This window comes from Extibacter muris (genome assembly GCF_004345005.1).
Taxonomy (GTDB): domain Bacteria; phylum Bacillota; class Clostridia; order Lachnospirales; family Lachnospiraceae; genus Extibacter; species Extibacter muris.
On the sequence record NZ_SMMX01000006.1, the window covers coordinates 158434 to 172257 of the forward strand.

A 13824-nucleotide genomic window follows, 5' to 3' on the forward strand; every position below is an offset into this window, starting at 1 on the left:
GATCACCCCTGTAAAGAATATCTGTAATCTAATTCTTTTTGCTTTTTCCGCGCCATAGCCAAAAACATATCACTGTCAAATTCTGCGCCGGACTGAAGTATTGCCGCTACTATACGAGTCACCGCATAGTTTATGATTGACTCCAGCTCTGCTTTGCTGATTCCGTTTCCTGTAGCCGCTTTTACCGCGGCGTCCACCATTGCCTGCATTTTATCTTCCGGCGCAACAATCTCTCCGTGGCGTTTATTGTCACCAATCATCGCCAGCTGTGGAGTGTTCGCTTTTACGTAACCACCCTGCGCCAAATAAGGAATCCGTGGTGCTGTAATTTTACTGATGTCAAATCCAAACTTCTTGCCTCCATATTTCGGCACCCAGTCCGGGATGTCAAAGCTCAATTTATTTAAAGCCCCGATTACAAGATTAAGTCCGCTCACAACGCCTTTGACCAATCCATTTATTGCGCCAATAATCAAATTAATCGGTGATTTAATTATTGATACCATTAGGTCCCACATGCCTTTGAATGTATCTTTTATACCACCCCAGGCCTTCTTCCAATTGCCTGAAAATACTCCTGATATAAAATCAATAATCCCACCAAATATACTTTTGACGGAATTCCATACATTCGATACGTTTTTTAGCCATCCGTTTATCACTTCTCCTATAATGCCAAATTCAGCTGTCCAGTCATGCACAAACACGTTCGCCAGGAAATCACTAAACTCCTGGAATTTTGTCTTAACAAACTCCCATACTTCTTTCGCTTTCGCAGATATGGTATCCCAGTTTTTCCAGAGTAGTAATCCGATAGCAATGGCCGCGCCTATAGCAATAGTTAACGGACCTCCAAGTGCTGCTACTATCGTTGTAATTCCTCCGCCAAGAGTAGTTAAAGCTCCGCTTATGCCTCCTATGCTTGAAATAAATGTCATGATGCCAGAAATCACATCGCCCGCAGTAATGACAGCAGCAAAAGAACCAATTGCCAAGGCAATATTTTGCACAGTGGTCTGATGTTCGCTGCACCAGTCTGAGAATTTTTTAAGCAGATCTGTAATTATCTTCATTGCTCCAATAAATACGTCTCCTGCCCACTCACCCAATGGCTTTAAGAGATTATCAAGCAGCCAGACTCCCAATGGCTGCAGGGCTTGTAAAACTGAGTTGAGCGCATCCAAAGCCGCTGATAACATATCTAAAAAAGTAGGAACTGCTGTCTGCATTGCCCACCCTGCGATAGGCAAAAGCACCTTTTCCCAGAACCAGTAAAGTCCTGCCCCTATCGTTTCTGTAAATGGCGCTATCGCCTCCAGGAGCGTCTGAACCGAAACAAGCAACGGGCTGAAATCAAGTTTAGCTGCCCATTCCACAGTAGCGCTTATAATGTGATTAATGGTTCCCAGTATAGCATTAAGAATATCAAATAGTGCCTGCACTATGGCTGTACCAGTATTGTTCTTATTCCATGCCTCATCTAAACCGACGGCAATGTTGCCGATAAGATTAAAAATACCCTGGAAGATTTGCAGAATATTTATCAGCACTAACGTCCCCGTACCATTCGTCCAGACCTCCAAGAAGCTTTTTCCAATACTCCTTACAAGCCCCAGTATGCCATTCAATGCATTTTTCATAGCATTGATGGTATTTTGTCCCTCCGCTGCCCATGCCTCTTTAAACGGCTGGAATATACGTGATAAAACATCTTTGAATTTTTTTACCCAGGGCATTGTAGAAGAATCTAAAACCGCCGCATCAATAGAGGGCTGCGCCAAACCAGGGGCTGATGATTCTACGCCATCGGTATCTGCGCCATCTGATTGTGTATCCAGCTTTTCGATTTTATCAAATCCTGCCAAGGTCCTGTTGAATTTTTCAGCAGCTTTTGTGGCCGCCTTCGTAGAAGACCCGTAGGCCCCCATCGCATCCTTAGCACTAATTAATCCCTGCGTCGCATTGAAACTCTGTTGATATGTCTTGCCAAACAGCTGACTGATGAATGATGCTATGTAAGCCGTTGCTTTAGACAGTGCGGACATCAAGGTATTGATAGCCGGTAGGATTGCCTGATATATTGGCGTAAAAGCCACCATCAGGTTTGTTTTAATCTGTGCCAGGGAAGTGCTGAACTGTTTATTTGTCTGTAATGACTGGTAAAGGGACCGGGCCATAGCAGTAATACCTTTGACGAGCATTGGAAGTATAATCATCCACTTAAACATTTGCTTTAATGTTCCGGCAAGCCCATTTTTAAAATAGTCATTTCCGCCCCTTGCTGTCTTGGCCGCTCTATTAAACAAATGTATTTTAGGTATTAGACTGCTAAATGATTTTGATGTTGTTTTCACTCTTGGCTGAAGTGTTTTTAATGCGTCCCCAAGAGTCCTCACTCCATCAACCGAAAAAGTCCGCTTTAGCATCTGCGACATATTTTGCAAAGGCGTAGATGTTGCCGCAGTGCTTTGGCTGATTTTTGCTATCGAATCATTTAAGCCTGATACCTGCGATACTGCCGGTGCTATGTTCTTTGTCGGGATATTTAGCTTCATTCCGCTAAACATACGTACAGTGTCTGTATTAGTGGCGCTGAGGCTGGCCAGTTTGCTCTCGATCTCTGAGTATTTAAGACCGAGGGTGTCCATTTTTTTTACGAGCCGTACGACGCTACTCTCAGTTTTAAAAATTTCCTCTTTTAGTTTATTTTTCTTCTGTGCGTTAAAGGTCTGGTCATATAGGTTTTGTAATTCTGCAAGTTTTTGATTCAACTCACGAATTCTGGATTCGGTCAAGTCCATTTCAGACTCGATCGTCTCCATCTGACTTTTTGCCACATCAGAGTTAAAGTCAATCTTTACCTTCGGTGCCGAGACAGGCGGGCCTCTTGGCGCCTGCACGCTGGGTCCGGTGCTTTTAGGCGGTGTTACGCTTTGTGGTGCTTTTACTGTAGGCATTTGTACCTGGGTCAGTTTTCTAAGGTATGAATCAATCTGCTTCGACAGATTGTCCATAGTCTTTTTCAGATTATTATTTAACGCTTTAGCAGCACCATCAAAGAGCTTTGTCAATCGTGTATCAACGCCGGATTTATTTAGTGCATTTTCGATTTGCTTTCCGATGTTCGTCGCCGCTGTTCTTATCTGTTTGTCGAGGTCAGACTGGATTTCCATATCTAAAGATACTTTCCCTATGCTGTCATTCGCCACCTAAAATCCCTCCTCATTTTTTTTGCATAAGAAAACCCACCTACTAAATGTAAGTGGGTTTTTATACTATATTCTTTTTAACAGTTCTTCTTTTTTGCTTTTATACTCTTCTTCACTTAAAGCACCAATGTCTTTGAGTTTTGCCAACCTTGATAATTGACTTATTGGGTCATCCGCCTTTTGATTTTTTGGTTTTCCTTTATAATAAGCTTTGTCCGCTAAAACTTCGGCTAGTTTTTCTCCATATGCCGTCATACTGGCTACAATATCAATAGTCCTATTCATAAATTCAAACCGTATTACTGACACTTTTGATAACCCACCCTTGATAGCCTCATAGCTTCTTAATTCACTACGTGGGAATTTAATAAACCGTGTTTTTGTCCCTCGCCCCAAAATAAAGATTATATGCACGTTTGTAATAGCAAGGAATGACTGTATCTTTCCTCCATTTGCATCCAAAGAGTAAGTAGGCAATAAGAAAAGGATTTTTTCATCATCAAGTACTTGTTTCTCAAGAATAGTACAATACTGGTAATAAAGGTTCACACTTAATTTATTCTCTTTAAATGCTTTTCTCACTTCGGTGTTTTTTGTTGATCCAAGCATTTTACTACACCTCCCATAATTTTCCTTTATGTTCAGTATACAACTATCCGAAAGCTCTTGCAAATGTTTCCTGCAGGCTTGCAACCGCTTTTTCCATATCTTCCTCCGACATCTCCAGTCTGTGTCTTTCTCTCCATGTATTTCGGATTCGATGCTGCTCCGGCGTGAAATGCTTCAGAACGTCCTTATCCTCCTCACAACGCACCTCAACAATCTTCCCAAGCGGAGTTTCAGGCAGCAATGCAGACAGAAGTATTTTAAATTCCTTCCAGTCCATTTCTGTTTCAATCAGTCGGATGCCATACTGGGTGAGGAAGGAAGCTTCTATCAGCTCCCAATCCTCCTCAATATCGTACCAGTTATTTACTTTTTTCCTCCGCGTTTCGCTTCCTCCTTTGACAGCTTTTCCACTTCTTCTAATTCCACATCTTCAATAGCTGCCATGATTACGTTCGCAATAGTAATAATCATCGGCATTGGTAAATCCTGCTCATTGATATAGTCCAGTGCCTCTTTCCCCAATGCCGTCAATATAATCTTTTCGAGCTTTTCCACGTCGTTTAGCTTTTTATCTTCAGAGATTCCCTGGATAAATAGCACTGCACTCTTTCCTGTGTTGATTTTATATTCGTGCTCTTCATCAATTTTTATTTTCGGTTTTTCCTTCCCTGATTTCATTCGTTCTGAAATATCATAAAACCTTGCCATCTTTCATATCCTCCTTATCCCGCCGGGGTATATTCCGGCTTGCCGTCCCCGTGCATGGTGAACTCCAGAGGCGCAACATTGGTAGAGTCTCCGCCGCCGATATTCGTCACATCCAGCACACAGTTAAACTCCATCTTTGCGCCGTCCGGGAATTCAATCTCGCCTTTGGTAGAGCAGTCAAGTCCGTCCTTCATTGCTACTTCTGCCACATAGTCATTACCTGGGTCTCCTACACAGCGCTTTCCTTTCATATCAAAGCTGAACGATTTGCCCGTCATAAGGTTGCTCGCCCAGCCGTCTGTATTCATAGCTGTCCAGTTCTCTACATTCCCCTCAATGGAAAGTCCAAAACTTTCAAGCTCTGCAATCTCGGCCATGTCTGCCGCTTCACTTGCTTTTCCTTTTGTCCCGATTTTAAACTTTAATTTGTAGACCGGGAACACTCCTAAAAATGCCATATCCTATCCTTTCCTGTAGTAAACTACAAAATTAATCACAAACTCATAGTAACCTTTGCCATCCGTCCCCAACCCTACCGGTTCACTGGTACGCATGTCGAACATGATTACTTCTTTGCCACCGATTACTCCGGCCTGTCCGAACAGGCAATCGTACACCTCCTGCGCTTTCTGTTCTGCCGGGGTGTAGCTCTTCCCCCAGTGTACGAGGACAGATGCTACCTTTGTACCATACCTGGATTGTTCCAAACCTCCAATAGGTATGCGAGGGACTGGGCCCTGAGTGGGATAGACTGTAATGCTCTGTTCCTTGTCCTTGTCGCGCTTTCCGACATACCAGTTGGGGCATATAATTCTATTTTTAAGATAGTCTTTTACATCCGCCAGTGTCATGTAATCAGGCCTCCTCCCTTCTGCCTCAGGAACGCTCCAAAGGTTTCCCTTACAAAATCCTTCTTTTCTCCGTCAATATAAGGCTGCATCCAGAGGCCGCCTGCGTACTGGTTCTTGTCTTGCCTAAAATCATATTCTGGATGCCAGTATAAGCGGCGGGCGTAAGCTGTATCAAAGATAATCCGGGCGACCATCTTCTTGACATCAATCTCCGTAAATCCACTCCGCTCCAGCTCTCCTGTATTCTTCGGTACTGTCTGGGACAGCTGGATATCCGATAATACAGCTTCTACTGTAAGTTCAAAAGCTTTCTGTGTAGTTTCCTGCAGCCTACGGACTTTATCCGGATATATCGTAATTTTCACCTTCGCGCCCACTATATCAGCCTCAATTCCGTGTAATTCACTGTTCCGTCGGGATTCCTAGCCTTGTTGCCTTGGTATATGGTCCTCTCAACTCCAAATATTGTGACCGTCCCACCAGAGATAACCGGCAGTTCTGGGCATATATCGCCTGGCATCATCGCCACTCCTGATAACTGCACCTGCTTTCCTTCTGCCGTTAAGACTGTCTTAGCTGTATCCTGATAGTTGCACTTCAAATCTGCTTCAAATGCAGGTATAGGCCCGCCGTCTTCAGTCAGGCCCTCCTGCTCGATACAGACATGGATATCCGCCTTGCAGAGCTGCTTTGGTACTAAGCATGGATATTTCACAACCTCACCTCGCTAACCGGCAGCATAAACCAGTCTGAGACAGCAGGGCATATACATCACGCCGCATTGCTATGCCCTTATCTGTGTATACATTCCAGCTCTTCCCGAACTGCGCCGACACCCCATTAATGCTATAGCCCTGCAGGATAGTATTAATTTCATCGGCATTCTCATGCTCGAAATCCGCCTGCATACAAACTACTTCTCGGATGGTCTCCTGCTGGAAAGACGTCAAGTCAGAAAATCCACAGCCCACAATCCTGTTGTAGGTCAGTGAATCAATATGACGGCTGGCCTGCCGGAGTGCTTTCTCCTGGTTTTCATCTGGAATTATCTCGCCTTTATACATTTCCCGGTAATATACCGGTGTCACATAAGATTCGTATGCCATTTACTCACCGGCTTTCTTACCTGCTGTCTTTTTCTCCGCCTTCAAAGTCCTCAGTTCTTTCTGCTGGTCCGTACACAGCTTCTGAAGACGTTCAACTTCTTTTATTGCTGCCATATACTCATCATAAGGTACCGTTTTTCCCCTGCCATATGCTACAATATCCCCGTTTTCATCCTTGATGTCAAAACCGGAATCCTGATAGAACTCCTGCTGGCTTTCATCAATGGTGTATTCTTTATTCCCTTTAGCTGCTAACATATCCTACCTCCTATGCATGGGCTGTAACGTTCATTGCACAGCCCGGAATTTTTTTCTCCAGGAGAAAAAGGTCTCCGTACTTACGGTTCTGGTACAGGTATCCATCTGCTGTCCGGCTGTCGGTCCCCGGTGTAAACAGCTTGATGTAGCTGTATTTATCACGGCAAACAGTACATGTGGGATGAATCAAAATCCAGTTAATCTGATCTGCGTCGGCAGCAGCCACACATCCATCTGTAAAGTTGTACTTGCTCTTCAGTCTAGCCGCCGGAACCATCTTGATTGTTACATCATCAAGGCTATGTACCTTTCTGTTGATAGATGATGATGTATTTACCGTAATAGACCTCTGGATTCCCTCCGCTTCCTTCACAATCTTGTTCATTGTCGGTGTGACATACAGGATCCTGCCCTCTTCCGGTACGGAAGCCTCGTCCATGATTGCCATCTCTGCATCAAACGCCTCCAGGAAATTCGCCGCTGACACCACTGTTGAAGTATCAATACGTCCAGAATATGACTCCAGTTCTGAGTGAAGCTTTGAGAAGCGATAACAGTCCGTCTCCGGGATGGCCTGCTCAGTCTCAAAGGTATTCTGGATATTCGCCACCGACAGAGTGAGGTTTGTCTCGTCTATGTCCATTGGGTCAACCCAAAATTCAATGTCACGGTCATGTGCGAGTTTTTTTGCCTCCCAGTCATTTGACAATGTTCCGGAATTGAATCCAATTGTCCTGGTATGGTCCTTGTATCCAGATACCGTCATCCTCGGGAGTTTGATAGTCTGCGCATTTATAAATTTAATCTCCGGGTGGCTGTTTGACAGCGCATCGGAGCACAGCTCCTTGTTGTACTTCTGCTGTAAGAGCTGCGTGAACGTTGTTGCATAATCATATACTGCCATGTTTAATCCTCTCTTTCTTTAACTTTAAAGTCCAAACGCCTTTTTCAAGGTGTCATCTGTTGCTTGCTGCTGCCCTGTCTGGCTGGTTGCACCAATCTGTACAAAACCTGTCTGGCCTGAGGCCGCGGGTTTTAATGCCGGTACATCTTCCAGCACCTTGTTTAAAGCATCTTTAAGCGTCTCGTCGTTGATTTTTCCATCTGTCCCCATAACCTGGCTTAAATCAGCCATTTTGAGGACATACGGGATAGTCTTGTCATCTATACCCAGGCCGACAGCTGCCATTGTAGCTGCACTCTCCACCATAGCTTTCTGCGCCGCAGCCCGGGCCTGTGTGAGCTGTGTCTGGATTGCATTAACATCAGGTTGTTGAGCCGCTTTTTGTTCTTTGAATGCTGCTATTGCCTGTTCGACCTCCTGCTGACTAAGTCCCTGCTGTTTAAAGTATGCTTTCAGGGCCGTATCCTCTTTCGCGGCCAGCGTGCCTTCCAGCATCTGCTGGATTTTAGCATAATCAATCACCGGGGACTGCGCCTGCTGGTTTGATTGTTGGGTTCCTGGTGCTGTATTCTGTGTCTGCGCCTGCTGCTGGTTGTTCTGCTGTGTCTGTGTTCCTGTTCCTTCCATACTTGATCTCCTTTCCATTTTTAGGGTGTCGCCCTATCTTCCATTGTCATCGGTGTCACCGGTCACGCATCTTTTTAGGTCATATCGTGTTTGGACACAAAAATAAGGCACACCTTCTGTGCCTCGAAGGGAATTCCTTCATTATCTCCCCTGTTCTTTACCGGATTTTCCGGCTGTAATCTCCACAAATCCCCGGCCTTCCAGTTCTCTCGCGCGTTTCTCTTCCACCTCAAAAGTATCGCCTTCCTTGCGTAGGCGAAGAGCATTCTCTCGATCGCGGAAATTTCTTAACACCTTTACCTTCATGATATCCCTCCTTTCTTTCAGGACATAAAGATACCACCGGCCATTTTTGACAGGTGGTATCTATGTTATATATACAAGTTCCTTTATATCCTCTTTCTGTATTATCGGGGTGTCTATCGTCTTGCCCTTATCGTCTGTAATTTCAACCAGATATGCCCTTCCCCGCTCATACATTTCTAAAATAGTTCCCTGTCTTCCATCCTTTAACAGCACAATGTCAAGTTCTTTCACTTCATCACCCCTCATCTACATAAATAGTTGTAAGCCTCGGTATGCTGGTATTATTATCAACAATCCATCCGGTTTTTACCCTGGCATATTTCCCGTTTGCGCCCTTTATGACCATTGCCACCTCATAAGGCTGCCCATACTGATTTGCGGCCCGCTTAGAACACTTATATTTTTTAAGTCCCTCATAAACTTCCTGCAGCAGCTCCTCTTTGGTATTAACATTGTACCCCAGATATTTTTCAAAGGCAACGGCTTTATTCTTCCCTTTAGGGTGTTCCTTATTTAATGCATATCCTGTGATTTTCCCGTCAGGGATATTAACACTTTCAAAGTTTGGCAGAAGTTCTGAAGCATCACTTGCCAGATGAACTTTGTCAAAATTCTCGTAACCATATCTACTTTCAGATTGTCCAGTTGCAAGTATCCCCCGCGTCTTCTCTCTGTTGTATTCCCGTCTTAATTCCGGGTGGCTGTCAAGATGTTTTCTGAGTTCTTCCTGATATTGCGTTACTTTTCCATTGGCATTACTGACATTCTCCGGGCTGAGGCTGCCTTCCGCTTTGCGTTTCCATTTCCTGATTTTCCGTTCCAGCTCCCTCTGCTTCTGTTCTGCTTGATAGGTATTTGCCGCTCTATCTGAATCAGGAACCTCCGGCAGCTTTGTAATACCTGGAAAGTATGTAGATATTGTATGCCGACAGTTTGGATGCAGGAGACCAGCTCTCATAGCAGTGGATAATAGAGGATATCCCAACTCTTCGGCCTCTTCAGGAGCGCCACGGCAAAACACATCATCCACCAGTACCTTGCCCTGCCAAGGGGAACATAGAGGACAAGTATTGGCATGAGCAGAAACAACAACCGTGTGTATCCCCCATTCATCTCTTTTCTTACCTTCCCCCAGCAGCATTGCCCGGTGTGAAGCGGTCCGCAATGCCATTTCAGCATAGCTGGCTATATTTACCCGGTTGCCGTTCTTGTACTCTATGCAATTAATACCCTTTTCCAGGAACTGCTTTGTAGCAAGGTCAATTGCCTGATCCAGTGTATTTGCCCCAGCAGCCATCTGCACCTCGGCGTTATATACCGTCTTTCGGTAAACATCATCCATGCGGCGTAAAACTGCGTGCTGTGCTTCTTTTAGATCATGATTCACAGTCTCCCGCATTGCTTCCAGTTTCTTTTCATTTATGCCGAAAAAGTTCTGTTCATTGAGCGGAGAGGTAGACAACTTATGGTGTGCAATATTTCCGGGAAACTGAACTCTTTTCCGTTTAAAAAAAACAGACTTGATTTTCTCCCAAATCCTTTCAAACATGTTCTGGCCTCTCTGATAATTGCTTTCCAGAGCTTCATTTACTATTCGCTCGACTTCAGGGCTAATCTTGTCTACAATAGCCTTGTTCTCTTTTCGATACCGCTGTAAATTCCGTAGCTTTGCCCGCTGCCACATCTCCCAGCGGAACCCCTCTTCTTCCTCTTCCTTCTCATGGCGTTTCAGATTCCGGCGCATTGACCGAACCAATTCGAGTTCCATCTCTTCAAAGACCTTGCGCAGATTATAGGCATCGTCCTCACGCTTTTTATCGGCCATACTTATTCACCTGCTTTCGGCGGCTCATCTTCCTTCTTTGACTCTTGTAGTGGCTCCGCCGGAGGCACTTGCATCAACCCGTCCATACCGGCAACACTGGGTTCGTCTGTCTCCATAAGACCTTGTTCTTTTTTCAGTCGGACTATTTCCTCCTGCTTGCAATGTTCGTCCAGCGTGTCGCCGTAAAGCTCCTCAACGCAGCGCTCGATACTCATGATGCCCTGTGTCTTTGCCTTCCCAACAGTCTCCACTTGACTTTCAAACGACGGATTGGCGTACTCACCAAATGGTATATTGACCCCAACCGCTTCTATGGGCTTCTTGAACAGGATATTGTATGCATTACTGCATGTGGATACCAGCTCAGGTAATGTCTCCTGAAGGGCCTCCACAATGGCATTGCGTGTATACAGAGTGGCTTTCTCCTTTTCCCTCTGTGCTTCTGCATTGTCCAGCTTTTTGACGTCGATTCCAAGCGTGCTGGGGCTGATTAATCCCTGCAGACAGAGATCCAGGGCTGTCACATAGCTGGCAAGATAGCTTTCGTGTGGAATGCCGGGCTGCTCTGTATTAATAACGTTCTTCTGTCCGTCTCGCATATCCCCATTTGCGGCAAGATACCGGTTATCAAACGCGTTCGGTTTGATGAGCCTCCCCGTTTCTGGATCATGCGGTACCAGACATTCAGGGATATAGGTTTTGGCCCGGCCTGCCCGCAATGCATCCATCCACTGTGACCATGCCTCGTCAAACGCGTCGAAGCTGTCCAATTTCCCATCAAAAATAGAGCCTCCACGGCCCTCATATTTCGCTGATTCGTATATTTGCAGTGGTACAGCCAGTATTACATTCTCGTCAAACTTCCAGTCCTCCATATTGACTGTAGCCGGGATTGATTTGATATCAACCAGCTTGTCATGCAGATACAGTTCATTTATGATGTATCCGTATCCATACCGCTCGTTGAGGACATAAGTTCTGCCGTTGTCGATATATGGAGTTTTAAACACCACTTCCTGCAGTTCATCATCATCCCGTACCAACTCCACGCGGTCCCCTGGATACCATTTAAGGATTGGGTACTGGCTTTTTTTAGTGTTTATAGTTACTTTAAACGCCCCATCACCTATGTATAAAGCGTCTTTCAATGCCTTCTCCATCTTTTTTTTGAATTTATTATTCTTCTCAATCTCTTTCCAGAGCGTTTCCTGCTTTGCATCTTTAAACTCAAAATCGTTCATATCATCCAGCACGATAGAGGATAAGATGCGCACAATCAACCCCGGCAATCCTGTATGTATCTTCCGCATTTCCATCCCAGGGCTGCACTTACAGGCCCAGAACTTGTACTTATCTGCATAATCCGGGTTCTGCTGGTACATCTGTTCCAGCTCGTTGCCATCACCCCGGTACCATATACGGTTACGGATGGCATTGGTCTCAAAGTCCAACACCTCATTGATCTGGATGTTATACGGATTTGCAGGAACCACATTCAGCCAGCTCCTGACGCTCCGCTTGATATTTTCACTCAATTTCTGCGTCCACCTCATTTCTCGGCCTCCTCAAATCCAATCATATCTTTGTATGGAATCCACGCATACTGGTTCGCATTAATCGTATGGTCGTTCCGGTCTTCTGGCTTGTCTTTCTCATCATCCCACGAATACCGTTCCAACTCACTCAAATGCTCTGTACAGGTATCAACAACATAATAGCTGCCCTGTTGTATCCAACCCAACTGCAGGTTGATACGGTCTATAATTTCAACACTTTTGTAACTGTCCAGAAAGTTATACAGACATCCATGCAGCCGCTTCCATTTGCGCAGCTCCGTTATCGTCGCTTGGTCCGCACAATCCACGAATACATTCTTTGCGAACCCCCATTCCCTTTTGCACTGGTCAAGAAATCCGATGAAACGTATTGCTGTATCGCTGGGAGCCAGCGGCACATCAAGGTCAGCATTGTTATATGTCTTCTCGGCAAGAGTGTACAGCACTCTATCCTCTGTTATTCCCTGGAATATCATGGCAATGGTGTCAGGGCTTTTGCTGGAATAGGATGTATCCAGCCCTGCCGTGAACTTCTTGAATTTTACCTTGCCGGTCTTAATCTGCTGTTTCAACCAATCAGCAGATACCACGTGTTTCTTCCGGTCGAAGTTAGGGAATATCAAGCCGGTTGCCTTACCGCGCAGTCCTTGAATCTTATTTTTCCAGATTTTCGTCCCTTTTGGCGTATTGTTCAGAATCCTATCAAGCATACTCTGGAGAAGCCCTGCGTTATCTGCAAAAGAAAAGAACCAATGTACCCATCCGGGTTTTGGTCCCTCTCGTAATTCATCTTTGATCTCTTGTGGCGTCTCATCCGCCCACTCCGGCAGTGGCCGTGAACAGTTGATATACTCCTTATACACCTCCAGGCTGGGATTATCCGGGTTAAGCGTTGCCATCAGATAATCCGACCTCATGGCAGCCTCACGGACAAACTCAATATCTGCCGTGTTAATCTCATCAATATACAGACAACCATACTGACCACCCAGGGCGTCTTTCCATTTACTTTTGTTGCCATACCCGACGACAAACACTATCTTATCTCCAGCTGACGTGTAGAACACCAGGTGTGGCATCTTATACTCGCCAGAGCCGTTACCCTTGTACTCCACCAGCACACCGAAATCATCCAGAATGCCCAGGTCTTTCTGAATGATGTTCTTCTCGGCGGCCCCGGTATCGTCAGCAGCTAGAATATGCAGCTTCTTAGGACTTTCGGCTACCTTGAGCATAAACTTAAATAGTCCTACCGTTGTCTTTCCCGCAGCCGTAGTGCCTTCCAAAAATTCTACCGGAGCATCGCAATGCAGGAATGCTTTATATTTATCTGATAGCAATAATCTTTCTTCGCTCACTGTCCATCACCACTACGCATCTGTTTCAACAGGTCATCCAGCTTCGTCTGCTCGGTACCCAGACTGCCAGAGATATTATTATCCTGCTTTGTGGTATATCCATACTTACTCATCCACAGGCCCGCAAGCTGGGAAGGTATCACCTGCATCTCAAACTTCTTACGGGCGTCAACCTCGCATTCTTCTTTCATGCGCGTTACGATGTCCCCATAACCTCTTCTTTCGGCATATGTCGCATAAAACTTAGACCTCGCAATGCCTGCAAACACACAAAATCCCTCAATTGTGTATGTAACGCTACGCCGTAATTCCTTGCTGACGAACTCGCTGTTTTTTGACGAAAAGTCATGAGTGAGGACCATCTGGTTATCGCACTCCTCTTTATACGCATCCCATGTCTCCGCCAGTTCTCCAGGTGTTTTAAACCTTAATCTTTTCCCCACGATACCATCACCTCTCGTTCCGTTGTTTTTTATAGATAAACATACCCTCGGCCCGAAGGCACCG

The 13824-nt window shown here is 45.3% G+C and carries 18 protein-coding genes; all 18 read right to left on the minus strand.

Annotated elements, in window-relative coordinates; translation table 11 throughout:
- Positions 1-2: 2 nt before the first annotated feature.
- Positions 3-3209, minus strand: a complete 3207-nt coding sequence (locus E1963_RS09250) for a hypothetical protein (protein ID WP_132277352.1) — start codon at positions 3207-3209, stop codon at positions 3-5.
- A 66-nt stretch (positions 3210-3275) separates the two neighbouring features.
- A complete protein-coding gene (locus E1963_RS09255; RefSeq protein WP_132277354.1) occupies positions 3276-3818 on the minus strand; it encodes an SHOCT domain-containing protein in 543 nt (180 codons plus the stop codon).
- 43 nt (positions 3819-3861) lie between these two features.
- Positions 3862-4239, minus strand: coding sequence for a Gp15 family bacteriophage protein (locus tag E1963_RS09260; protein ID WP_132277356.1), 378 nt, complete (start codon positions 4237-4239; stop codon positions 3862-3864).
- Complete coding sequence (locus tag E1963_RS09265) at positions 4182-4526, minus strand: hypothetical protein (protein ID WP_132277358.1); 345 nt, start codon at positions 4524-4526, stop codon at positions 4182-4184. The genes E1963_RS09260 and E1963_RS09265 overlap by 58 nt, the downstream gene beginning before the upstream one ends.
- A 14-nt stretch (positions 4527-4540) precedes the next feature.
- Positions 4541-4984, minus strand: a complete 444-nt coding sequence (locus E1963_RS09270; protein WP_132277360.1) for a phage tail tube protein — start codon at positions 4982-4984, stop codon at positions 4541-4543.
- A gap of 3 nt (positions 4985-4987) precedes the next feature.
- Positions 4988-5377 (minus strand): minor capsid protein, encoded by a 390-nt coding sequence (locus E1963_RS09275; RefSeq protein ID WP_132277362.1) that lies wholly within the window; start codon positions 5375-5377, stop codon positions 4988-4990.
- Entirely contained in the window at positions 5374-5742 is a 369-nt protein-coding gene (locus E1963_RS09280; protein ID WP_243117652.1) for a hypothetical protein, read from the minus strand. The genes E1963_RS09275 and E1963_RS09280 overlap by 4 nt, the downstream gene beginning before the upstream one ends.
- A gap of 11 nt (positions 5743-5753) precedes the next feature.
- Positions 5754-6092: a hypothetical protein gene (locus E1963_RS09285; RefSeq protein WP_132277366.1), complete on the minus strand. Its 339-nt coding sequence runs from the start codon at positions 6090-6092 to the stop codon at positions 5754-5756.
- A gap of 4 nt (positions 6093-6096) precedes the next feature.
- Complete coding sequence (locus E1963_RS09290) at positions 6097-6483, minus strand: head-tail connector protein (RefSeq protein WP_132277368.1); 387 nt, start codon at positions 6481-6483, stop codon at positions 6097-6099.
- Entirely contained in the window at positions 6484-6741 is a 258-nt protein-coding gene (locus E1963_RS09295; RefSeq protein ID WP_132277370.1) for a hypothetical protein, read from the minus strand.
- Positions 6742-6751: 10 nt separating this feature from the next.
- Positions 6752-7645: a capsid protein gene (locus E1963_RS09300; protein WP_132277372.1), complete on the minus strand. Its 894-nt coding sequence runs from the start codon at positions 7643-7645 to the stop codon at positions 6752-6754.
- 24 nt (positions 7646-7669) lie between these two features.
- The gene (locus tag E1963_RS09305; protein ID WP_243117653.1) at positions 7670-8272 is read right to left on the minus strand and encodes a hypothetical protein; all 603 of its coding nucleotides are present in this window, start codon (positions 8270-8272) and stop codon (positions 7670-7672) included.
- Between the two features lie 141 nt (positions 8273-8413).
- Positions 8414-8578 carry a hypothetical protein gene (locus tag E1963_RS19675; protein ID WP_167482158.1) on the minus strand — a complete coding sequence of 55 codons (165 nt, stop codon included), beginning with the start codon at positions 8576-8578 and terminating at the stop codon, positions 8414-8416.
- 60 nt (positions 8579-8638) lie between these two features.
- On the minus strand, positions 8639-8824 hold the full coding sequence (locus tag E1963_RS09310) for a DUF4926 domain-containing protein (protein WP_132277374.1): 186 nt from the start codon (positions 8822-8824) through the stop codon (positions 8639-8641).
- Complete coding sequence (locus E1963_RS09315; RefSeq protein WP_132277376.1) at positions 8814-10403, minus strand: phage minor capsid protein; 1590 nt, start codon at positions 10401-10403, stop codon at positions 8814-8816. Before E1963_RS09315 ends, E1963_RS09310 begins: the two co-directional genes overlap by 11 nt.
- A gap of 2 nt (positions 10404-10405) precedes the next feature.
- Complete coding sequence (locus E1963_RS09320) at positions 10406-11956, minus strand: phage portal protein (RefSeq protein ID WP_132277378.1); 1551 nt, start codon at positions 11954-11956, stop codon at positions 10406-10408.
- A complete protein-coding gene (locus E1963_RS09325) occupies positions 11953-13317 on the minus strand; it encodes a terminase (RefSeq protein ID WP_132277380.1) in 1365 nt (454 codons plus the stop codon). Before E1963_RS09325 ends, E1963_RS09320 begins: the two co-directional genes overlap by 4 nt.
- Positions 13314-13760: a terminase small subunit gene (locus tag E1963_RS09330; RefSeq protein ID WP_132277382.1), complete on the minus strand. Its 447-nt coding sequence runs from the start codon at positions 13758-13760 to the stop codon at positions 13314-13316. Before E1963_RS09330 ends, E1963_RS09325 begins: the two co-directional genes overlap by 4 nt.
- Between the last annotated feature and the right edge of the window lie 64 nt (positions 13761-13824).